The organism is Pedococcus badiiscoriae, from assembly GCF_013408925.1.
Lineage (GTDB): Bacteria > Actinomycetota > Actinomycetes > Actinomycetales > Dermatophilaceae > Pedococcus > Pedococcus badiiscoriae.
On sequence record NZ_JACCAB010000001.1, the window covers coordinates 1,239,733 to 1,258,979 of the forward strand.

The 19,247-nt window shown below is 70.6% G+C and carries 20 protein-coding genes; 11 read left to right on the top strand and 9 right to left on the bottom strand.

Annotated elements, in window-relative coordinates:
- Positions 1-93: 93 nt before the first annotated feature.
- The gene (locus BJ986_RS06000; protein ID WP_179421161.1) at positions 94-1,722 is read right to left on the bottom strand and encodes an AMP-binding protein; all 1,629 of its coding nucleotides are present in this window, start codon (positions 1,720-1,722) and stop codon (positions 94-96) included.
- A gap of 103 nt (positions 1,723-1,825) precedes the next feature.
- On the opposite strand from BJ986_RS06000, the gene BJ986_RS06005 reads away from it, so the two are divergent.
- A complete protein-coding gene (locus BJ986_RS06005) occupies positions 1,826-3,463 on the top strand; it encodes an ABC-F family ATP-binding cassette domain-containing protein (protein ID WP_179421162.1) in 1,638 nt (545 codons plus the stop codon).
- Positions 3,464-3,493: 30 nt separating this feature from the next.
- On the opposite strand, the gene BJ986_RS06010 is transcribed toward BJ986_RS06005, so the two are convergent.
- The 4 genes from BJ986_RS06010 to BJ986_RS06025 form a co-directional block, all read right to left on the bottom strand.
- Positions 3,494-4,321 carry an SDR family oxidoreductase gene (locus BJ986_RS06010; protein WP_179421163.1) on the bottom strand — a complete coding sequence of 276 codons (828 nt, stop codon included), beginning with the start codon at positions 4,319-4,321 and terminating at the stop codon, positions 3,494-3,496.
- 140 nt (positions 4,322-4,461) lie between these two features.
- Positions 4,462-5,271 (bottom strand): ABC transporter permease, encoded by an 810-nt coding sequence (locus tag BJ986_RS06015; RefSeq protein ID WP_337794903.1) that lies wholly within the window; start codon positions 5,269-5,271, stop codon positions 4,462-4,464.
- Positions 5,272-5,350: 79 nt separating this feature from the next.
- Positions 5,351-6,385 (bottom strand): ABC transporter ATP-binding protein, encoded by a 1,035-nt coding sequence (locus BJ986_RS06020; protein ID WP_179421165.1) that lies wholly within the window; start codon positions 6,383-6,385, stop codon positions 5,351-5,353.
- Positions 6,382-7,578 carry a LolA family protein gene (locus BJ986_RS06025; protein WP_179421166.1) on the bottom strand — a complete coding sequence of 399 codons (1,197 nt, stop codon included), beginning with the start codon at positions 7,576-7,578 and terminating at the stop codon, positions 6,382-6,384. The genes BJ986_RS06020 and BJ986_RS06025 overlap by 4 nt, the downstream gene beginning before the upstream one ends.
- Positions 7,579-7,660: 82 nt before the next feature.
- On the opposite strand from BJ986_RS06025, the gene BJ986_RS06030 reads away from it, so the two are divergent.
- Complete coding sequence (locus tag BJ986_RS06030; protein WP_179421167.1) at positions 7,661-8,317, top strand: response regulator; 657 nt, start codon at positions 7,661-7,663, stop codon at positions 8,315-8,317.
- A complete protein-coding gene (locus tag BJ986_RS06035; RefSeq protein WP_179421168.1) occupies positions 8,314-9,696 on the top strand; it encodes a sensor histidine kinase in 1,383 nt (460 codons plus the stop codon). The genes BJ986_RS06030 and BJ986_RS06035 overlap by 4 nt, the downstream gene beginning before the upstream one ends.
- Here the strand turns inward: BJ986_RS06035 and BJ986_RS06040 are convergent.
- From BJ986_RS06040 to BJ986_RS06050, 3 genes are all read right to left on the bottom strand, one after another.
- Positions 9,682-11,319, bottom strand: a complete 1,638-nt coding sequence (locus BJ986_RS06040) for an MDR family MFS transporter (RefSeq protein WP_337794905.1) — start codon at positions 11,317-11,319, stop codon at positions 9,682-9,684. The two genes, BJ986_RS06035 and BJ986_RS06040, sit on opposite strands and share 15 nt — an antisense overlap.
- A gap of 26 nt (positions 11,320-11,345) precedes the next feature.
- Positions 11,346-11,900, bottom strand: coding sequence for a MarR family winged helix-turn-helix transcriptional regulator (locus BJ986_RS06045; RefSeq protein ID WP_179421169.1), 555 nt, complete (start codon positions 11,898-11,900; stop codon positions 11,346-11,348).
- Between the two features lie 107 nt (positions 11,901-12,007).
- Positions 12,008-12,454: a MarR family winged helix-turn-helix transcriptional regulator gene (locus tag BJ986_RS06050; RefSeq protein ID WP_179421170.1), complete on the bottom strand. Its 447-nt coding sequence runs from the start codon at positions 12,452-12,454 to the stop codon at positions 12,008-12,010.
- 146 nt (positions 12,455-12,600) lie between these two features.
- Between BJ986_RS06050 and BJ986_RS06055 the strand changes: the two genes are divergently transcribed.
- The 8 genes from BJ986_RS06055 to BJ986_RS06090 are packed head-to-tail and all read left to right on the top strand — an operon-like array spanning position 12,601 to position 17,942.
- The gene (locus tag BJ986_RS06055; RefSeq protein WP_179421171.1) at positions 12,601-13,167 is read left to right on the top strand and encodes a PadR family transcriptional regulator; all 567 of its coding nucleotides are present in this window, start codon (positions 12,601-12,603) and stop codon (positions 13,165-13,167) included.
- On the top strand, positions 13,146-14,621 hold the full coding sequence (locus BJ986_RS06060) for a DHA2 family efflux MFS transporter permease subunit (protein ID WP_179421172.1): 1,476 nt from the start codon (positions 13,146-13,148) through the stop codon (positions 14,619-14,621). The genes BJ986_RS06055 and BJ986_RS06060 overlap by 22 nt, the downstream gene beginning before the upstream one ends.
- 5 nt (positions 14,622-14,626) lie before the next feature.
- Positions 14,627-15,247: a hypothetical protein gene (locus tag BJ986_RS06065; RefSeq protein ID WP_179421173.1), complete on the top strand. Its 621-nt coding sequence runs from the start codon at positions 14,627-14,629 to the stop codon at positions 15,245-15,247.
- A 4-nt stretch (positions 15,248-15,251) separates the two neighbouring features.
- Positions 15,252-16,481, top strand: coding sequence for an aminotransferase class I/II-fold pyridoxal phosphate-dependent enzyme (locus BJ986_RS06070; RefSeq protein ID WP_179421174.1), 1,230 nt, complete (start codon positions 15,252-15,254; stop codon positions 16,479-16,481).
- Complete coding sequence (locus BJ986_RS06075) at positions 16,481-16,891, top strand: fluoride efflux transporter FluC (protein WP_179421175.1); 411 nt, start codon at positions 16,481-16,483, stop codon at positions 16,889-16,891. The genes BJ986_RS06070 and BJ986_RS06075 overlap by 1 nt, the downstream gene beginning before the upstream one ends.
- Positions 16,888-17,247: a fluoride efflux transporter FluC gene (locus BJ986_RS06080; RefSeq protein WP_179421176.1), complete on the top strand. Its 360-nt coding sequence runs from the start codon at positions 16,888-16,890 to the stop codon at positions 17,245-17,247. The genes BJ986_RS06075 and BJ986_RS06080 overlap by 4 nt, the downstream gene beginning before the upstream one ends.
- Positions 17,248-17,260: 13 nt before the next feature.
- Positions 17,261-17,713, top strand: coding sequence for a VOC family protein (locus tag BJ986_RS06085; protein ID WP_179421177.1), 453 nt, complete (start codon positions 17,261-17,263; stop codon positions 17,711-17,713).
- Positions 17,714-17,756: 43 nt separating this feature from the next.
- On the top strand, positions 17,757-17,942 hold the full coding sequence (locus BJ986_RS06090; RefSeq protein WP_179421178.1) for a hypothetical protein: 186 nt from the start codon (positions 17,757-17,759) through the stop codon (positions 17,940-17,942).
- A gap of 85 nt (positions 17,943-18,027) precedes the next feature.
- Here the strand turns inward: BJ986_RS06090 and BJ986_RS06095 are convergent, their stop codons facing one another.
- Positions 18,028-19,137: an acyltransferase family protein gene (locus BJ986_RS06095; RefSeq protein WP_179421179.1), complete on the bottom strand. Its 1,110-nt coding sequence runs from the start codon at positions 19,135-19,137 to the stop codon at positions 18,028-18,030.
- Positions 19,138-19,247: the final 110 nt, after the last annotated feature.

Below are 19,247 nucleotides of genomic sequence, written 5' to 3' on the forward strand. Positions count from 1 at the left end.
GGAACGGGATCCCCGGCATTCGCAACCTAGGGCAGACCGGCGCAAACGTCCACCGTCGACGGGGACATCTACGCAGGTCAGGACCGGTGTGGGCTACGTGCTGAGCCCGAGGTCGGCGATGGACTTCTCGCGCATCTCGACCTTGCGGACCTTGCCGGTGACGGTCATCGGGAACTCGTCCACGATCGTGACGTAGCGCGGGATCTTGTAGTGCGCGAGCTTGCCGGTGGCGAAGGCCCGCACGGCCTCGGCGTCGAGCGGCTCTGCTCCTTCGCGCATCCGGATCCAGGCGCACAGCTCCTCGCCGTACTTCTCGTCGGGCACCCCGATCACCTGCGCGTCGAGGATGTCCGGGTGGGTGTAGAGGAACTCCTCGATCTCGCGCGGGTAGACGTTCTCGCCGCCCCGGATGACCATGTCCTTGATCCGCCCGGTGATCTGGACGTAGCCGTCCTCGTCCATCACCGCGATGTCACCGGTGTGCATCCAGCCGTCGACGAGCACCTCGTCGGTCTTGTCCGGCTGCTGCCAGTAGCCCAGCATCACCGAGTAGCCCTTGGTGCAGAACTCGCCCGCCTGACCGCGCGGCAGCGTCTCGCCCGAGACCGGGTCGACGACCTTGATCTCGAGGTGGGGCCCGACGCGGCCGACGGTGCCGACCTTCTGCTCGAAGGTGTCGTCGGGGCGGTTCTGGGTGGAGACGGGCGACGTCTCGGTCATCCCGTAGGCGATCGTCATCTCCGTGATCCCCGTGTCGATGAGCTTGGTCATCATCGTGGCAGGGCACGGCGATCCGGCCATGATCCCGGTCCGCACGGACGACAGGTCGTAGTTGTCGAAGTCCGGCAGCGACCACTCCGCGATGAACATCGTGGGCACGCCGTAGAGCGAGGTGCACTTCTCGTCCGCGGTCGCCTTGAGGGTTGCGGCCGGGTCGAAACCGGGGGCGGGGATGATCATGGCCGCGCCGTGGGTGGTGCAGGCCAGGTTGCCCATCACCATGCCGAAGCAGTGGTAGAACGGCACCGGAATGCAGACCCGGTCGGCCTCGGTGTAGCGGCAGAGCTCGCCGACGAAGAAGCCGTTGTTGAGGATGTTGCGGTGCGACAGGGTGGCACCCTTGGGGAAGCCGGTCGTGCCCGACGTGTACTGGATGTTGATCGCGTCACCGGGCTTCAGGGCGGACTGGACCTGCGCCACCTGCTCTTCGCTGACCTCCTCAGCCCGCGCGAGGAGCTGGTCCCACGACTCCTGGCCGAAGACGAACGAGTCGCGCAGCTGGGGGCAGCTGCCGCGCACCTCGTCGAGCATGGCGACGTAGTCGCTGGTCTTGAACGACTCGGCGAGGAACACCGCCGAGATGCCGGCCTGCTTGAGGACGAACTCGAGCTCGTGGGTGCGGTAGCTCGGGTTGATGTTGACGAGGATGGCCCCGATCTTGGCCGTCGCGTACTGCACCACCGTCCACTGCGCGCAGTTCGGTGCCCAGATGCCCACTCGCTCCCCGGTGGTCATGCCGGTGGCTAGCAGCGCCCGCGCGAGCCGGTCCACCTCGGCGGCGAACTCGGCATACGTCCAGCGGATCCCTTGGGCCACGTCCACCAGGGCCTCACGGTCCCCGAACCTGGACACGGTCGCGTCGAGGTTGTCGGGGATGGTCTGCTCGAGCAGCGGGGGTTCGGTCTCGCCCGCGGTGTGCGACAGCGTGGTCATGTCTGTCATCCCACCGCGCACACACCCATCCCACAACCCCGGACGCCGGTTCGCCTTCGAAACGAAACCCGGTGTCGACCGGGGCCAGGGTGCCGGTACCGTCCGTCGGGACATGAGCAGCACACTCCAGGCCACCAACCTCGCCGCCGGGCACGGCGCCCGGGCGCTCTTCGCCGGTCTCGACCTCATCGTGGGTCCCGGTGACGTCGTCGGCCTCGTCGGCGCCAACGGTGCCGGGAAGTCGACGCTGCTGCGGCTGCTCGCGGGTGAGCTGGAGCCGGAGGAGGGCTCGGTCACGCTGACCCCGGCGAGCGCGACGGTGGGGCACCTGCCCCAGGAACCGGAGCGCCGACCCGGCGAGACCGTGTCCGGTTTCATCGCGCGGCGCACCGGCGTGAGCCACGCCGAGGCGGCGATGAACGCCGCCGCCGAAGCGCTCGCCGACCCCACTCCCGGGGCCGACGACAGATATGCCGTGGCGCTGGAGACGTGGCTGGCGCTGGGTGGAGCGGACCTCGAGCAGCGCGCGGCCACCACAGCCGCCACCCTCGGCCTGGGAGTCGACCTCGAGATGCCGATGACCGCCCTGTCCGGCGGCCAGGCCGCGCGTGCCGGGCTGGCCGCCCTGCTGCTCTCGCGGTACGACGTGCTCCTGCTCGACGAGCCCACCAACGACCTCGACCTCGACGGACTCGAACGCCTGGAACAGTTCGTCGCGGGCCTGCGCAGCCCCGCAGTCATCATCAGCCACGACCGGGAGTTCCTGGCGCGCACCGTCACCAGGGTCGTCGAGCTCGACCTGGCCCAGCAGCAGGTGGGCGTCTACGAGGGCGGCTACGACAGCTACCTCGCCGAGCGCGAGGTCGCGCGACGACATGCCCGGGAGGAGTACGAGGAGTACGCCGACACTCGCGGCCGACTCGAGCAGCGGGCCGTCACCCAGCGCAACTGGATGGCGGTGGGCGTCCGCAACGCCCGTCGTAAGGCCACCGACAACGACAAGTTCATCCCGGCGTTCCGGGCGGAGTCGGCCGAGAAGCAGGCCGCCAAGGCCCGCCAGACCGAGCGGATGATCGAGCGTCTCGAGGTGGTCGAGGAGCCGCGCAAGGAATGGGAGCTGCGGATGACGATCGCCGCTGCGCCGCGGTCGGGGTCGGTCGTGGCGTCCGCCTCGCGCGCGGTGGTCCGCCGTGGCGACTTCACCCTCGGGCCCATCGACGTCCAGGTGGACTGGGCCGACCGGATCGTCGTCACCGGCGCCAACGGCTCGGGCAAGACGACGCTGCTGGGGATGCTGCTGGGCACCATCCCCGTCGTCGAGGGGACCGCGGGCCTGGGCTCGTCGGTCCGAGTCGGCGAGGTCGACCAGGCGCGTGGCCACTTCCTCGGGCCGCAGCCGCTGGCCCGGGCCTTCGCGGACGCCCTCCCGAGCTGGCCGGATGCGGATGTCCGCACGCTGCTGGCCAAGTTCGGGCTGGGTGCCGAGCATGTGCACCGTCCCGCCGACTCGCTGTCACCGGGCGAGCGAACCCGCGCGGCACTGGCCCTGCTGCAGGCCCGCGAGGTCAACCTCCTGGTGCTCGACGAACCCACCAACCACCTCGACCTGCCCGCCATCGAGCAGCTCGAACAGGCCCTCGACTCGTTCGGGGGTACGGTCCTGCTCGTCACCCACGACCGCCGCATGCTGGCCGACGTCCACGCCACCCGTCGCTGGCACGTCGAGGACGGACAGCTCCGCGAGCTCTGACCAGTCCGGCGGCCGAGCCTCGGCGCGGGGTCAGGACAGGAACAGGTCGGGCGCGAGGCCCTCGTCCTTGCCGGTCATGGAGTAGGCCGCGAAGTCGGCAACTCCCCGCGCGCGCAGGAGGTCCTCGTCGATCACCGTCTGGCCGTTGAGGCCCTGACCCTCGGTGGTGAGGATCTCCCAGGCTGCGTCGGCCACGATGTCGGGCTTGCGGCTCACCTTGATCATCTGGTCCCCGCCCGGCAGGTTGCCGATCGCGTCGGTCGCGACGAGCGTCGCCGGCCACAGGCATGTGGAGGTGACGCCCTTCTGGCCGAGCTCGTGGGCGAAGCCCAGCGCCGCCAGCGTCATCCCGTACTTCGCCATCGTGTATGCCGGGTGGCCGGCGAACCAGCGCGGGTCCAGGTTGATGGGTGGCGACAGGGTCAGGACCTTGGGGTCGGGTGAGGCCAGCAGGTGCGGCAGCGCCGCCCTGGTCAGCATGAAGGTGCCACGGACGTTGACGTCCTGCATGAGGTCGTAGCGCTTGGGGTCGAGGGTGGCAGTGGGGCTCAGGTTGAGCACGCTCGCGTTGTTGACGACGATGTCGATCCCGCCGAACGCCTCCGCGGTCCGGTCGACGGCAGCCGCGAGGGTCTCGTCGTCGCGCACGTCGCCGACCACGGCGAGCGCCTTGCCGCCAGCCGCCTCGATGGCCTCGGCCGCCGTGTGGATGGTGCCGACGAGTCGCGGGTCCGCCTTGTCCGTCTTGGCGATGAGGGTGATGTTCGCCCCGTCGCGGGCTGCCCGCACGGCGATGGCCAAGCCGATGCCGCGGCTGCCGCCGGACATGATGATGGTCTTGCCGGAGAGCGTCGTCATGACTGCGAGCCTAGTTACCCATCGGTAGCCGACGGAACCTCGCAGCCCCGTGGCCCTCGTCACGCCGACCCAGCCCGCGCCAGCCCACGCCACCCCCCCGCCAGCGAAGTCGGCGGGGAAATCGGCAGCGAGGTCGGCGGCTAGCTCGTGATGTCCTTGCCCGCGAACCGCGCCCAGGCCGCCAGCCAGAAGACGAGGGCGTACCCGGCGGCGGTGAACAGGCCACGTCCGATCTCGCCACCGGCCATCGGGTCACGCAGCAGGTCACCGAACGCCATCCAGTGGTCGACCAGGAGCCACGGGTGCAGCCAGCCCAGCTGCGGCACCGAGTCGAGGATCCACGACACGATCGTGAAGACCATCAACGCGATCGCGGCCGCGATCGGCACCTCGGTCAGGGTCGAGATGAACAACCCGACTGCCGCGAGCCCGGCGAGGCCGGCGGCGAGGTAGAGCATGACCAGCACCACGCGCCATACCGCTGCCCCGAACCCGATCTGGCTGCCCGACAGGGTGGTCAGCGGACCGGTGCCGAACAACGCGATCCCGATCACGGCACCCGGCAGGGCCACGGCGGCGACGCCCCACACCGCGCCGATGCACAGCGACGCGAACTTCACCAGCAGCAGGCGGGTGCGGTTCACCGGGACCGTCAGCAGGTAGCGCAGGGTGCCGAGGTTGGCCTCGCCCGCGATCGCGTCGCCCGAGAGCATCGACATCGCCAGCGGCAGGAACATCACCACCTCGACACTGAGGGCCGCCAGCGGGACGAACAGGCCGTTGGAGGTGATGGACGAGAGGAAGTCAGGCCCCTCGCCGTTACGCGGTGTCGACATCTTGACGGCGATCGCCATCATGATGGGCACAGCGGCGAGGACGAGCAGACCCGCCTGGTTGCGCCTGCGGCCGGCGATGATGCGCAGCTCGGAGCGCAGCAGGCGCGTCGACACCCGTCGGCCCCTCGGAAGGGCCCCCAGGCGACCTGCGGCGGGTCCGGAGCCGGTCAGCCCGGAGCCGGTGACTGGTGCCTCAGCCGCTGACATCGAAACCCTCCCCGGTGAGCGAGACGAACAGGTCCTCCAGGCTCGGTGAGCTCGCGGTGAAGGACCGCACCCCGACTCCCGCGCGGACCAGGGCGGCGACGATGGCCTCGGGTTCGAGCTCGCCGGGTATGCCGCGCACCTCACCCGCGTGGGTGGTGACCGACTGGACGCCGAGGGCGGTCAGCACTGCCGCCGCCTCCTGCGGCTGGGCGGTCACGAGATGCAGGGACACCGTGCCGCCGCCGCGGACCTCTGACGCGGTGCCCTGCGCGACCAGGCGCCCCTCGCGCATCACGCCGAGGTGGCTGCAGATCTGCTCCACCTCGGCGAGCAGGTGGCTGGAGACGAAGACGGTCGTGCCGTCGGAGGCCAGCGACCCGATGAGCGAGCGGACCTCACGGGTGCCCTGCGGGTCGAGCCCGTTGGTGGGCTCGTCGAGGACCAGCAGGTCCCGGGGTGCGAGGAGGGCCGCGGCGATGGCCAGTCGCTGGCGCATCCCGAGCGAGTAGGCGCGGTAGCGCTTGCCTGCCGCTGCGCTCAGCCCCACCCGTTCCAGGGCGGTGCCGATGCGAGCGCGCGTCGTACGCGGATCGGCGAGGACGTCGGCCGCGTCGAGTCGTTCGAGGTTGGCCTGGCCCGACAGGTAGGGATGGAAGGCCGGCCCCTCGACGAGCGACCCGACCCGGTGCAGTGCGACGGTGGCTTGTTGCGGGATGGCCATGCCCAGCAGGCTCCGGCTCCCCGAGGTGGGCTCGACCAGCCCCAGCAGCATCCGGATCGTCGTCGTCTTGCCCGAGCCGTTCGGGCCCAGGAAGCCGTAGACCGCGCCGTGGGGGACCCGCAGGTCGAGGTCGTCGACCGCGACCTGCGCACCGAACCGCTTGGTCAGCCCCTTGGTGGCGATGGCGAGCCCGGTCTCTGGCAGCGCGCCCGGACCCGTGGTGGACGTCACGGGCCCGGGCGTCCGGGCTTCCTCGCCGGCGGGTCCCGCCTGCTCACCCGCCGCGGTGAGCTGGGTCATTTCGCGGCCAGCGCGGCATACACCCGCTCCGGGGCGACCGCGCCCACGGCGATCCGGCCGTCATCGGTGACCACCACGGTGAAGAGGGTGCCCTGGAGGACGCGGCCGGAGCCCCAGGCGCCGGACACCTTGGGCAGCAGACCGAGGACGCGCTGCAGCTGGCCGGCGAGGTCGCCGGACTGGCCGCGAGCTCCAGCAGCCGGAGCGCCCGCGGTCGGGGAGCTCGGCATGCGGGAGACCACGACTGCGCTCCAGCCGTTGCCGACCACCTTCGGCCGGGTGCCTGCCTGGGTCGACTTCTTCGCCCCCGGGGTGGCTGGGGTCGTGGGCTTGGCCTTGGTCGAACCCGTGTCACCGCCGAGGGGCGACTGGGTGACCTTGGTGCCGGGCGGGGCGTTGAAGGCGAACTGCCGCGCCGCGGGCTTGGCGAAGTCGACCTCGGTGAAGCCCACCTCGAAGACCGGGTTCGCCGTCTTGGTGGAGAACACCTGCACCCTCAGCGGCACGTGGTGCACGGCGTCGAGCGAGATCCGCACGGACGCGACCAGGCTGGCGGGGTCCTTGGGCTTCAGGATGAGGTCGTAGGCCTGCTGCCCCGCGACCACCGAAGCACCCGAGGTGGCGACACTGGTGGTGGGCTGGATGGCCGACAGGGCGAGCTGGGCGGCTTCCTGCGGTGTCTTGGGGAGCTGTTCCGGGCTGGGGTTCGTGGCCTTCGCACCCGCCTTGGTGCCCGCCTTGTCACCCGGCCTGCCGCTCTCGGCCGGCAGCAGGGTGTGGCTGGCCGTCTTGTCCTTGCTGGACCACACCCACAGGTCGCGCCCGTTGCGGATGACGTCGGACTCGCCGAGGCTGCCGACGAGGGCGAGCCGCTGCTGCTGCGGGCCGGCCAGCCACACCCGCCAGGTGTGGGTGCCGGAGACCAACGAGGTCAGCGAGGACGAACCACCCTGGCCCGACCTGCCGAAGCTGATGTCTGGGAGCCCGAGGTTCGCGGTCTGCACGACCGTGCCGGACAGACCCTTGAGGCTGGCTTGCTGCACGTCGACGAGCAGCTGCGCGGCCGATCGGGGCGGCAGGCTCGGGTCGGCGCTGGCGACGTGGTTGGCCGTGAGAGCGACAACACCGATGACGGCGACGGCGACGGACGGAGCTGCCCAACGGGCGGCCGGGTGATCAGTGAACAGGCTCATGGGGCAATGGTGCCCCGCCGGACCTGTGAGCTTTCTAAGGGTTATGGGCTGAGGGCCGGGAGTCTCGTGCCACAGTGGCGGGGTGCGGGTGCTGGTGGTCGAGGACGAGCCCCGGATGGCCGCTGCCCTCGCGAAGGGCCTTGCGGCAGAAGGATTCGTGGTCGACACCGCTGCGGACGGACCCAGTGGCCTGGAGGCTGCCCGGTTCGGCGGGTACGACGCGGTGCTGCTCGACATCATGCTTCCCCGCATGTCGGGCTACACGGTGGTGCAGACGCTGCGCGCCGAGGAGAACTGGGTGCCGGTCATGCTGCTGTCGGCCAAGGACGGGGAGTACGACCAGGCGGACGGGCTCGACTACGGCGCCGACGACTACCTCACCAAGCCGTTCTCCTTCGTGGTCCTGCTCGCCCGGCTGCGTGCCCTGGTCCGCCGCGACCCCGTGCCGCGCGCGACGACGCTGGCCGCTGGGAGCCTGCAGCTCGACCCCGCCTCACGCCGGGTCGAGCTCGCCGGCGAGGTGGTCGCACTGTCGCGGCGGGAGTACCTCGTGCTCGAGCACCTGATGCGAGCGCACCCGACCGTGGCGACCAAGGAGTCGCTGCTCGACAACGTGTGGGGATCCGCCGAGACGATCGACCCCAACGTGGTCGAGGTCTACATCGGCTACCTGCGGCGCAAGCTCGGTCGGGACCGCATCGAGACCGTGCGTGGCGTCGGGTACCGGTTGCGCTCATGACCGGGTGGTTCGGTCGGCGCAGCCTGCGGTCGCGGCTCATGGTGGTGGGCCTGGCGGGGGTCGCGGGTGCCCTGCTCGTCGGAGGGATCGCCCTGTATGCCGCGATGGGCGCGGCGCTCGACCGGGCCACCACCGCGGAGGCGGCCTCGAGTGCCCATGACGTGGCGCTGCTCGTGGACGACGGACGCCTTCCCGAGCCGGTGCCGGTGAGCGGCGCCCAGCTGGTCCAGGTGCTCGATCCCGAGAACAGGGTGGTCGGCTCTTCGGTGACCGCCGACCGGTTGACCCCCCTCGTGGACCCGTCAGAGCGACGGCTGGTCTCGCGCGGTTCGGGGCTGCGGGTGCCGGGCTCGCGGGCGGGGCTCTCGGGTGAGCTCCAGGTGGCCGGCGTCGAGGCCGGCCCCGCCACGGCACGCGTGCTCGTCGTCGCGGCCGTGCCGACGGCAGACCTCGATACCAGCCGTCGGGTGCTCCGGACCCTCATGCTGGTCCTCCTGCCGCTCTTCCTCGCGCTGATCGGGGTCGTGGCCTGGCGGGTCATCGGGTCTGCCCTGCGTCCGGTGGAGTCCCTGCGTCAGGGCGCCCAGCGCATCGGCACCGCGGCCGACCCGACCGAGCGGCTCCCCGTGCCCGACACCGGGGACGAGGTGAGCGCGCTGGCGACCACGCTCAACGCCATGCTCGCCCGACTCGCGTCCGCGGGGGTCGTGCAGCGCAGCTTCGTGGCGGACGCCGCCCACGAGCTGCGCAGCCCACTGGCGAGCATGCGCACCCAGCTCGAGGTGGCGGCCCGCGTCGGCGAGGGCGGGCCGCTGCCGGACGAGCTGCTGCCTGAGGTGATCCGGCTCTCCGCCCTCGTCGACGACCTGCTGGTCCTCGCCCGCTCGGGCACCGACGGGACCCTCTCCGAGCCGACGGCCCAGTCGGTCGCCCAGCTCATGGTCGACACGGAGCGGCGTCACGCACTGGCGCGCGTCCCGGTCCGGGTGCGGCCGTCCGGTGGTCCTGCGGACGCGACGGTGGTGGCGCGACCCGACGACCTCACCAGGGCCGTTGGCAACCTGGTCGACAACGCCGTGCGCCACGCCGCCACCCGTGTGACCCTGTCCTGGGAGCAGCGTGGCAACGCCGTGTTGCTGGCCGTGACCGATGACGGCCACGGCATCTCCGAAGCCGACCGCGAGCGCGTCTTCGACCGGTTCACCCGGCTGGACGAGGCCCGTGACCGGGACAGCGGTGGGAGCGGGCTCGGCCTCGCCATCACGCGAGAGCTGTTGCGGCGCAATGGTGCTCGCGTGTGGCTCGAGGACGCCGCGCCGGGGGTGCGCGCCGTCGTCGCCTTCGACCGGGCCGGCCCGGGACGATCAGCCGGAGGCTGAGCCCGCGGTCACCTCGGTCGCAGCCTCGGTGGTGGCGGTCGCGGCGGCGATCGAGACCGTGGTCCGCAGCGGCACCTCGCGGACGAACAGGACGGCCAGCAGGGCGACGACCGCGAAGCCCGCACTGATGAGGAAGATGTGGCCGGTCGCGTCGCCGTAGCCGGCTCGCACGATGTCCGCGACCGGACCGGGCATGTGCCTGATGTCCAGGGTGCCGGTGCCTGAGCCCGACCGCGCAGCGGCGGCCGCCTTCGGCCCCAGGGCGGCCAGGCCGGTGACGATGCTGTCACGCACGTTGTTGGCCAGCACGGCGCCGAGCACGGAGACCCCGATGGCGCCACCGAGCGTGCGGAAGAACGCGATGGTCGCGGACGCCGCCCCGATGTTGCTCACGTCGACGGAGTTCTGCACCGCCAGCACGAGGTTCTGCATCATGGCACCGATCCCGAAGCCCATGAACGCCATGGCGACACCGATCTGCCACATCGGGGTGCGGTGGTCGATCTGGGCGAGCCAGGCGGTCCCCGCGACGAGGAACACGGCGCCCCCGACGATGATGCCCTTCCACCGTCCGGTGCGGCTGACCACCTGACCGCCCAGCGTGGACGAGAGGAGCAGCGCGCCCATCAGCGGGATGGTGAGCAGCCCGGCACGGGTCGGGCTGTAGTCCCGGGAGATCTGGAAGTACTGGGTGAGGAACGTCGTGCCACCGAACATCGCGACCCCGACGGCGGCACTGGCGACGACGACCAGCCCGGTGGTGACGTTCTTGAGCAGGCGGATCGGGATGATCGGCTCGACGGCGCGAAGCTCGACGACCACGGTCAGCGCCAGGGCGACGAGGGTGCCGCCGAGGTACCACAGGGTCTGGGCAGACCACCACGGGAAGTCGTTGCCGGCGAAGGTGACCCACAACAACGGGAGCGACGCGGTCACGGCGATCAGCGCGGCGCCGAGGTAGTCGATGCTGGGCGTGCGCCGGGGCGTCGTGATGTGCAGGGTCGCCTGGAGGACGAACAGGGCGATGATGGCCAGCGGGATGCAGACGTAGAAGGTCCAGCGCCAGCCCAGGCTGCTGTCGACGATGACGCCACCGAGCAGTGGTCCGCTGACCGTGGCGACGGCCATGACGGCGCCCATGTAGCCGGCATACCGCCCGCGCTGACGCGGGGCGATCATCGCGCCCATGATCGACTGGGTCAGGGCGGTCAGCCCGCCCATGCCGAGGCCCTGGACGACGCGGCAGGCAATGAGGAAGCCCACCGAGCGCGACATCCCCGCGGCGATCGATCCGGCGACGAAGACCACCAGCGACAGCTGCACCAGCAGCTTCTTGCTGAACAGGTCGGACAGCTTGCCCCAGATGGGCGTGCTCACGGTGGTCGCGAGCAGGGATGCCGTGATCACCCAGGTGTACTGCCGCTGCGTGCCGTGCAGGTCACCGATGATCGTCGGCAGCGCGGTCGACACGATGGTGCTGCTGAGCATGGCGGTGAAGAGGCCGGCGAGCAGCCCGGTCATCGCCTCGAGGATCTGCCGGTGCGACATCTCCTCCTGGCCGACGCCCGGCGCGGAGAACGACGTTGTCGCCTCGGGCGCGGGCAGACCCGCGGGCGTGGACACGTCGGGGGGAGAGGAAAGGGCTGACATCACAGGCTTTCGTGAACGGTGGTGTTGGTGGCGGTGGAGGGGGTGCTGGTCTGGGAGTCGACGAGGCTGGGTGCGAGCGGGGTATGCCGCGGTGGCGCCAGCCGCGCGCCGGCTCGCCGCAGTGACTGCTCGAGGGTGTGCAGCAACCCGGGGAGGCGTTCGACGTCGTCGTCGCTCAGCTCGGCGAGGGCGTCGCCGAGCAGGAGGGCGTACTGGTCGGTGATGGCGTCCAGCTGGCTGTGTCCCTCGGGGGTCAGGCTGATGTGGCACGCGCGGGCGTCTGCCTCGTCGGGGTGGCGGACGACAAGACCGTCCTCCTCGAGGCGCGCCAGCGCCCGGCTGACGACCGAGGGCGCGACCCCGGTGACGACGGCCAGGTCGCCGGGCCGGTTCTCCGCCGGCTGGGTGGCGAGCGCCTTGAGGATGGCCAGCGGTGTGCCGGCGGTGCCGAGCTGGGCCTGGCGCTGGCGGGCGACCGAACGGCTGGCGCGGATCAGGCTGGACAGCGCGGAGAGGACGTCGGTGGTCGAGCGGGGGGTGGTGGTCGTGGTCATGGCGATCCTTTGGTTGCAGAACACAACCATAACTCCAGATAGTTGCTGAAAGCAACTTCTGCGGAGGCAGTATCCAGCTACCGCCCGGCGGCGGAGGGGGGCGCTGGTCAGGGCGCGGTGTCGTTCAGCAGCCGCAGCAGCCGGGCCAGGTCGGAGACGTCCTGCGCCTCCCAGCTGGCCAGCCGCTCGCGCAGCCGCTCGCGCCGACCCGACACCGAGCGCTCCAGGGCCTGCGCCCCGGCACTCGTCAGGCGCACCTGGCGAGCCCGGGCGTCGGCCGGGTCGGGGATGCGCTCGATGAGGCCCAGGTCCTCCAGCGTGGTGAGGTTCCGGCTGGTGGTCGACTTGTGCAGCCCGAGCAGCTCGGAGATGTCGCCACCCCGGGCGCCTCCCCCGGTGGCGGCCAGGTCACGGATGGCGACCAGCACGGCATACCCGGCGGAGTCGAGGTCGGGGTGCACGTCCGAGGCGGTGCGCTGCTGCGCACTGCGCGCCCGGCGCAGCAGCCTGCTGAGCTCGATCTCGAGGGCACCGAGGTCGGACGTGGGAGCCATGCACGGAGCCTAGGGCAGCGACAGGTGGCAAGGCCGAGCACGGCGCGCAGGCCCGCGGCCCTTGACGGTGAGCGGGGAGCCGACCTATATTCCGCGTGGAATATTTCACCCGGAACGTTTAGTCGACCCCGTCCACCAGGATCGCGATGCCTCTCTCCTCGCTGGCCATCTCGGCGCTCGCACTGCTCAACGAGCGTGCCATGCACCCCTACGAGATGTACCAGCTCCTGCTCGAGCGTCACGAGGACCGCATCGTCCGCGTCACCCCCGGCTCGCTCTACCGCACCGTCGAGCGACTCACCCAGGACGGCCTGGCCGAGGCGACCGGCACCGCCCGGGAGGGGAACCGGCCGGAGCGCACCACCTATGCGATCACCGCGCCCGGCCGGACCGCCCTGGTCGACCGGATCCGCGAGATCCTGCGCGAACCCGTCAACGAGTTCCCGACCTTCGCCCTCGCGCTGGCCGAGGCGCACAACGCTCCGGCCAGTGCCGTCTGCGCCGACCTGCGCGACCACCTCAAGGTCATCGACGGTGAGCTCGCCGACATCGACTGCCTCGTGGCCAAGGCCCGGGCGCGAGACATCGACGAGGCGTACTGGGTCACGGCCGACTACATCCGCCACATGACCGTGGCCCAGCAGGACTGGATCAACGGTTTCATCACCCGACTCGAGAAAGGCGACCTGTCATGGCCGCACCCGCAACCCTGACGACCGACCTCCCCACTGGCTACCGCCCCTGGCCCGCCCTGTGGGCGATGGTGATCGGGTTCTTCATGATCCTGGTCGACTCCACGATCGTGTCCGTCGCGACGCCCGCGATCATGCAGGGCCTGGGCGCCGACGTGAACTCGGTCATCTGGGTCACCTCCGCCTACCTCCTCGCGTATGCCGTGCCGTTGCTCATCACGGGCCGGCTCGGCGACCGCATCGGGCCGAAGTACGTGTACCTCAGCGGACTGGCCCTGTTCACCGTCGCCTCCCTGTGGTGCGGGTTCACCGGGTCGATCGAGATGCTGATCGTCGCCCGCATCGTCCAGGGCCTCGGCGCCTCGCTGATGACGCCACAGACGATGGCCGTCATCACCCGCACCTTCCCTGCAGCCTCCCGCGGTCAGGCGATGTCCCTGTGGGGCGCCACCGCGGGGGTGGCCATCCTCGTCGGCCCGCTCGTCGGCGGCCTGCTCGTCGACGGTCCCGGCTGGCAGTGGATCTTCTTCATCAACGTCCCGGTCGGCATCGTCGCCTTCGCGCTCGCCGCCCGGCTCGTGCCCAGGCTGCAGACGCACAGCCACTCCTTCGACTGGGTCGGCGTGGGGCTCTCAGCGATCGGCATGTTCCTCATCGTGTTCGGGATCCAGGAGGGTGAGACCTACAGCTGGGGCACCATCACCGGGATCATCTCCGTGCCGCTCCTGATCGCCGCCGGCGTCCTCGTCTTCGGGCTGTTCGTCTACTGGCAGAGCAGGATCCGCACCGAGCCCCTCGTGCCGCTCGGCCTCTTCCGGGACCGCAACTTCTCGCTGTCCAACATCGCGATCACCTCGGTCGGCTTCGCCATCACGGCGATGGCGTTCCCGTTCATGCTCTACGCCCAGGTCGTGCGAGGGCTGACGCCGACGAAGTCGGCCCTGCTGCTCGTGCCGATGGCGGTGCTGGCCGGGGCCCTGTCCCCCGTCGCGGGCCGACTCATCGACCGCATGCACCCGCGGACGATCACGGCGTTCGGGCTGGCTCTGTGCTCGCTCGCGCTCTTCCTGCTGAGCGCGGTGACGACCACGGGCAGCCCGACGTGGCTGCTGCTCGTCCCGATGGGGCTCATGGGGATTGCGAACGCCTTCATGTGGGCTCCCCTGGCCGCCACGGCGACGCGCAACCTGCCGATGTCGTCGGCGGGCGCGGGGTCCGGCATCTACAACACGACCCGTCAGATCGGCGCGGTCCTCGGCAGCGCGGCGATCGCCGCCCTCATCGAGGCCAGGCTGACGGCCAACCTGCCCGGGGTGCCGCAGAACATGTCGCGGCACACCGCCGGGGTGAAGCTGCCTCCGCAGCTCGCCGACGGGTTCGCGAGCGCCATGTCGCAGTCCCTGCTGATGCCGGCGGGCGTGTTGCTCCTCGGGGTGGTTGCCGCACTGGCGTTCACGAAGCCGACGCACGCCTGACCGCGGTGGCGCCCGGGCAGAGACTGCGCTTCACGGGCGCCATCGCCGGGGTCGGCTCCACCAGCGGCGTGCGCCTGGTCGTGGGCCGGTGGCTCGAGTCACCCCTCGGCGAGTTCGCCGACGTCATGGTCGAGGACGGGGCGGGCCATCGCACCCTGCTCGCACCGAATGAGGCCGTGGCACGGTTCGTCACCGGGACGTACGCGTTCGACGAGGTCTGCCTGACCCCGGTGTCGGTGACCGTGACCGACGCGGGCTGGGACGTGCGGGCCGGCGACCACGTCGCGGCATACCTGGGGTTGGGCAGGCGCATGCCGCTCGGCTGGCTGCTGCGCGGGGTGCCGCCCAGGGTGGCGACGAGCACCACCTGGGCTGCGCTGGTCGATCCCGTGGCCCGGGTCGCGTTGCGTGGGGTGCGGACCCGAGGGGTGGCTGTGGAGGGGCGACGCGAGTGGTACGGAGCCACTGACCGGCACGCCGTGACGTCCCTGACCGGGTCGTGGCGCGGCTCTGCGCTGGGGGACCTGGCTGCGGTCGACCCGCCGTGTCGCTTCGGCTTCAGCTCCACCCCGACGCGCCCGGGCGTGACCTCCGTCGTGACGACGGTCGAAGTGCTGGGAGACTGAACGCGTGCGCCGTATCACGCAGTCCCGCAAGCTCCACCAGGTCCGCTATGACGTCCGCGGTCCGATCCTCGTCGAGGCCCAGAAGCTCGAGGCCGAGGGACACAAGATCCTCAAGCTGAACATCGGCAACCCGCAGCCGTTCGGTTTCGAGGCACCCCAGGCGATCTTGCAGGACATGGTCCACCACCTGCCCAACTCGCAGGGCTACAGCGACTCGCGCGGCATCTACTCCGCCCGCACCGCCGTGGCGCACTACTACCAGTCCCGGGGGCTGACCGACACGCACGTCGACGACGTCTACATCGGCAACGGCGTCTCGGAACTCATCTCGATGGTGCTCACGGCCTTCGTCGACGAGGGCAACGAGATCCTCGTGCCCGCGCCCGACTACCCCCTGTGGACCGGGGCCGTGACGCTGGCCGGCGGCACCCCGGTCCACTACCGCTGCGACGAGTCGAACGGCTGGAACCCGGATCTGGCCGACATCGAGTCCAAGATCACCGAGAACACCCACGCTCTGGTCGTCATCAACCCCAACAACCCCACGGGTGCGGTCTACAGCGACGAGATCGTGCGCGGCATGGCCGACATCGCGCGGCGTCACAACCTGGTCCTGATGTCCGACGAGATCTACGAGAAGATCCTGTTCGCCGACGAGGTCCACCAGCCGGTCCACCACCACACGGCGACCTTCGCCGGCGACGACGTGCTCTGCCTGACGTTCAGCGGGCTGTCCAAGGCCTACCGGGTCTGCGGCTACCGGGCGGGCTGGGTGATGGTCTCCGGGCCGAAGGAGCTCGCGACCGACTTCCTCGAGGGGCTGACGCTGCTGGCCAACATGCGGATGTGCGCCAACGTCCCCGGGCAGCACGCGATCCAGACAGCACTCGGCGGCTACCAGTCGATCGAGGAGTACATCCACCCCGGTGGCCGCTTCTACGAGCAGAGCAAGACTGCCTGGCGGCTGCTCAACGAGATCCCAGGCGTGAGCTGCGTCGAGCCGCACGGAGCGCTGTACTGCTTCCCGCGCCTGGATCCCGACGTCTACGCCATCGAGGACGACCAGGCGTTCGTCATCGACCTGTTGCGCAGCAAGAAGATCCTGGTCACACACGGCACCGGCTTCAACTGGTTCGAGCCCGACCACTTCCGTCTCGTCACGCTGCCCGACGTCGAGGTCCTCACCGAGGCGATCGGTCGGATCGCGGACTTCCTGGAGACCCTGCGCGCCTGATGCGGATCGTGCGGGCGGGTGACGCTGGGCTGCTCGGGGCCGTCGCCGCGGGCGGCGTGCTGGGGTCCGTCGGCAGGTATGCCGTGGGGCTGGCGCTGCCGCACGACACCGGCGCCTTCGCGTGGTCGACCTTCCTCGTCAACGTCACGGGTTCGCTCGGGATGGGCGTGCTGGTGGTCTGGGTGCTGTCCATGACGTCGCCGCACCCGTGGCTGCGACCGTTCCTCGGCGTGGGGGTGCTGGGCGGCTGGACGACCTTCTCGTCGTTCGCCCTGGACTTCCACGCGATGGTGCAGGCGGGACACGGACTGCTCGCCGCGGCATACCTGGTGGGATCTCTGATGGCCGGTCTCGTGGCGGTGGGACTGGGCATCAGCCTCGGTGAACGGCTCTTCGGGCGGCGGCCATGAACGCCTCCAGTGCGCTGCTGGTGGTGGTGGGAGCCGCGGTCGGTGCGCCACTGCGGTTCGTCGTCGACCGGTGGGCGCGCGAGCACACCCGGGCCGGGACCATCCTCGGCACGCTGGTCGTCAACGTGGCCGGCTCCCTGGTGCTCGGGCTCGTGGCCGGGCTGCGCGACGCGCCGGACTGGGTGCTGCCGCTCGTGGGGATCGGGTTCTGCGGAGCCCTGACGACGTTCTCCACGCTGGCCTTCGAGACGTGGGTGTTCTTCGAGGAACGGGCGTGGCGGGCGTTCGCGGCGAACCTGGCCCTCACCTTCGGTCTGGGCCTGCCCGCCGTCTGGCTCGGCTTCCTCCTCGGTTGACACAATCGGTGGCATGACCACCTGGCAGCTGACGGTCGACTGCTCCGACTCGTCGCGTCTCATCGAGTTCTGGTGCGCGGCGCTGGGGTACGTCCCCGAGCCTGCGCCCGACGGCTGGGAGTCCTGGCTCGAGTACTGGCGGGGCGGCGGCATCCGGGACGAGGACCTCGTGGGGGCGGAGGCGGGCAGCGGGGCGATCATCGACCCCGAGGGCCTGCGGCCGCGCATCTGGTTCCAGGAGGTGCCGGAGCCCAAGGTCGGCAAGAACCGGCTCCACCTCGACCTTCGGCACACGCCGGGGCGGGACGCGATGCCGTATGCAGCGCGGCGGGCAAGCGTCGACGCGGAGGTCGCGCGGTTGGTCGCCCTCGGCGCGACGGTGGCCTACGTCAACGCACCCGAGGGCGCCGACTACTACGCCCAGACCCTGCGCGACCCGGAGGGGAACGAGTTCTGCGTCGTGTGATCGGCGTCGTGTGATCGGGCGCGTCGCGACGTACGCTCAGTCCGTGAACCGTCGCGTCTCAGTCGTCATCGGTGTCGTGCTCGTCCTCGTCGGCATCCTCTGGACGCTCCAGGGTCTCGACATCCTCGGCGGGAGCGGGATGAGCGGTGTCCGCCTCTGGGCGGTCATCGGACCGTTCGTGGCCCTCATCGGCGTCATCGTCGCCCTGGGTGCCCGCCGCCGACGCTGAAGCGGCGGTTGGAACGCAGGAACGAGGCGTGACACCTTCTGCCGGATGAGCGTACGTGTCCAGGTTGCCGCGGGCAGGAAGACGGTCACCCGGGCGTCGCCGGTGCGAGCGGCGCGGGTGCCGTGTCGTCCGCGGGCTTGCGATCCGGGCTGGTGTGTTGGTCTGGCGTTCGAGCTGGCCGGCTGGACAGTCGCCGTCGGAGTCCCAAGGCGGGTCGCTCGACGCAGGCCCACGATGCCCACGCGACCGGGACTGCTACGGCGAGGCTGAGCAGGGTGTACTTGGCCCAGCCGAAGTGGGAGGCACCCGCGAGGTAGAGGGTGGTCTCGACCGGCCAGCCGTAGATGTAGAGCCCGTAGGACAGGTCTCGCTTATTTCCGATCCGGGTGGGCAGGGCGGCGCCGCTGGCGAGGGCGAGGTAGGCGACAGGCAGCGCGGCGAGCTGATCGGTGGCGCTCATCAGGCCGATCGCTGTGACTGCAGCCAGAGACAGGATGGCCAGTGTGCCCCGGACCCTGATCCGGTCCCGGAGCGCCCAGATCAGCGAACCGGCGGTGAAGAAGCCGAGAAGGTGCAGTAGATCCAAGAGCTTCGTGCCACCCAAGGCTCCCGACCATGCGAGCAGCAGATTCACGACGGTCAGCGCTGCGAGGGTGCCTCCGGTGACCAGCGCGACCCGACGTCTGACGCGCCGCGCGCTCAAAGCGACCCCCGCGATCACGTAACAGCACATCTCGTGCGTGAGGGTCCACAGGGGCGCGTTCCACGCCTCCGGCCGTGCCGCGCGGCCGATGGCTTCGCCGAAGGTCCACTGCACCGGAGTCGCAAGGTTCACGAGCACGAACCTGGACGCAGCGGCGGGATCGAAGCGGCTGCCGGTGAACATGGCCGCCGCGGGGGAAAAGACCACGGCCACGGCGACGAGCGACAGCCAATATCCGGGGTAGATCCGCAGGATCCGGGATATCGCGAACTGCTGCCACGACAACCGGTCCCGCGAGGCGCAGATGAGATACCCCGAGATAGCGAAGAAGCCCGCCACCGCCCACGCGCCGAGCCCTCGGCCGCCGATGACAGGGTCCGGACCGAACCCCCCGACCGGGCGAGTGTGCGACAGGACCACTAGGACGGCAAGCAGCAGCCGCACCGCGTTCAACGCGTTGTCGCGCCCGTGCAGGCCCTCCCCCAAAGTCATCGCGCAAACCTACCGAGCGGCGGCGGGCGCTCAGCCAATCACGGCGAAGTCCGGCCGATTGGCTGAGCCGCGAACACACCAGGTGACCGTGCTGCGGAGACATTCGCCAA

Bases quoted from the DNA above. Each gene is read 5' to 3' on its own strand.
- BJ986_RS06095 (WP_179421179.1), bottom strand. From the start codon at position 19,137: ATGACTTTGGGGGAGGGCCTGCACGGGCGCGACAACGCGTTGAACGCG.
- BJ986_RS06020 (WP_179421165.1), bottom strand. From the start codon at position 6,385: ATGACCCAGCTCACCGCGGCGGGTGAGCAGGCGGGACCCGCCGGCGAG.
- BJ986_RS06035 (WP_179421168.1), top strand. From the start codon at position 8,314: ATGACCGGGTGGTTCGGTCGGCGCAGCCTGCGGTCGCGGCTCATGGTG.
- BJ986_RS06050 (WP_179421170.1), bottom strand. From the start codon at position 12,454: ATGGCTCCCACGTCCGACCTCGGTGCCCTCGAGATCGAGCTCAGCAGG.
- BJ986_RS06045 (WP_179421169.1), bottom strand. From the start codon at position 11,900: ATGACCACGACCACCACCCCCCGCTCGACCACCGACGTCCTCTCCGCG.
- BJ986_RS06055 (WP_179421171.1), top strand. From the start codon at position 12,601: ATGCCTCTCTCCTCGCTGGCCATCTCGGCGCTCGCACTGCTCAACGAG.
- BJ986_RS06000 (WP_179421161.1), bottom strand. From the start codon at position 1,722: ATGACAGACATGACCACGCTGTCGCACACCGCGGGCGAGACCGAACCC.
- BJ986_RS06080 (WP_179421176.1), top strand. From the start codon at position 16,888: ATGAACGCCTCCAGTGCGCTGCTGGTGGTGGTGGGAGCCGCGGTCGGT.
- BJ986_RS06075 (WP_179421175.1), top strand. From the start codon at position 16,481: ATGCGGATCGTGCGGGCGGGTGACGCTGGGCTGCTCGGGGCCGTCGCC.
- BJ986_RS06085 (WP_179421177.1), top strand. From the start codon at position 17,261: ATGACCACCTGGCAGCTGACGGTCGACTGCTCCGACTCGTCGCGTCTC.
- BJ986_RS06060 (WP_179421172.1), top strand. From the start codon at position 13,146: ATGGCCGCACCCGCAACCCTGACGACCGACCTCCCCACTGGCTACCGC.
- BJ986_RS06005 (WP_179421162.1), top strand. From the start codon at position 1,826: ATGAGCAGCACACTCCAGGCCACCAACCTCGCCGCCGGGCACGGCGCC.
- BJ986_RS06010 (WP_179421163.1), bottom strand. From the start codon at position 4,321: ATGACGACGCTCTCCGGCAAGACCATCATCATGTCCGGCGGCAGCCGC.
- BJ986_RS06025 (WP_179421166.1), bottom strand. From the start codon at position 7,578: ATGAGCCTGTTCACTGATCACCCGGCCGCCCGTTGGGCAGCTCCGTCC.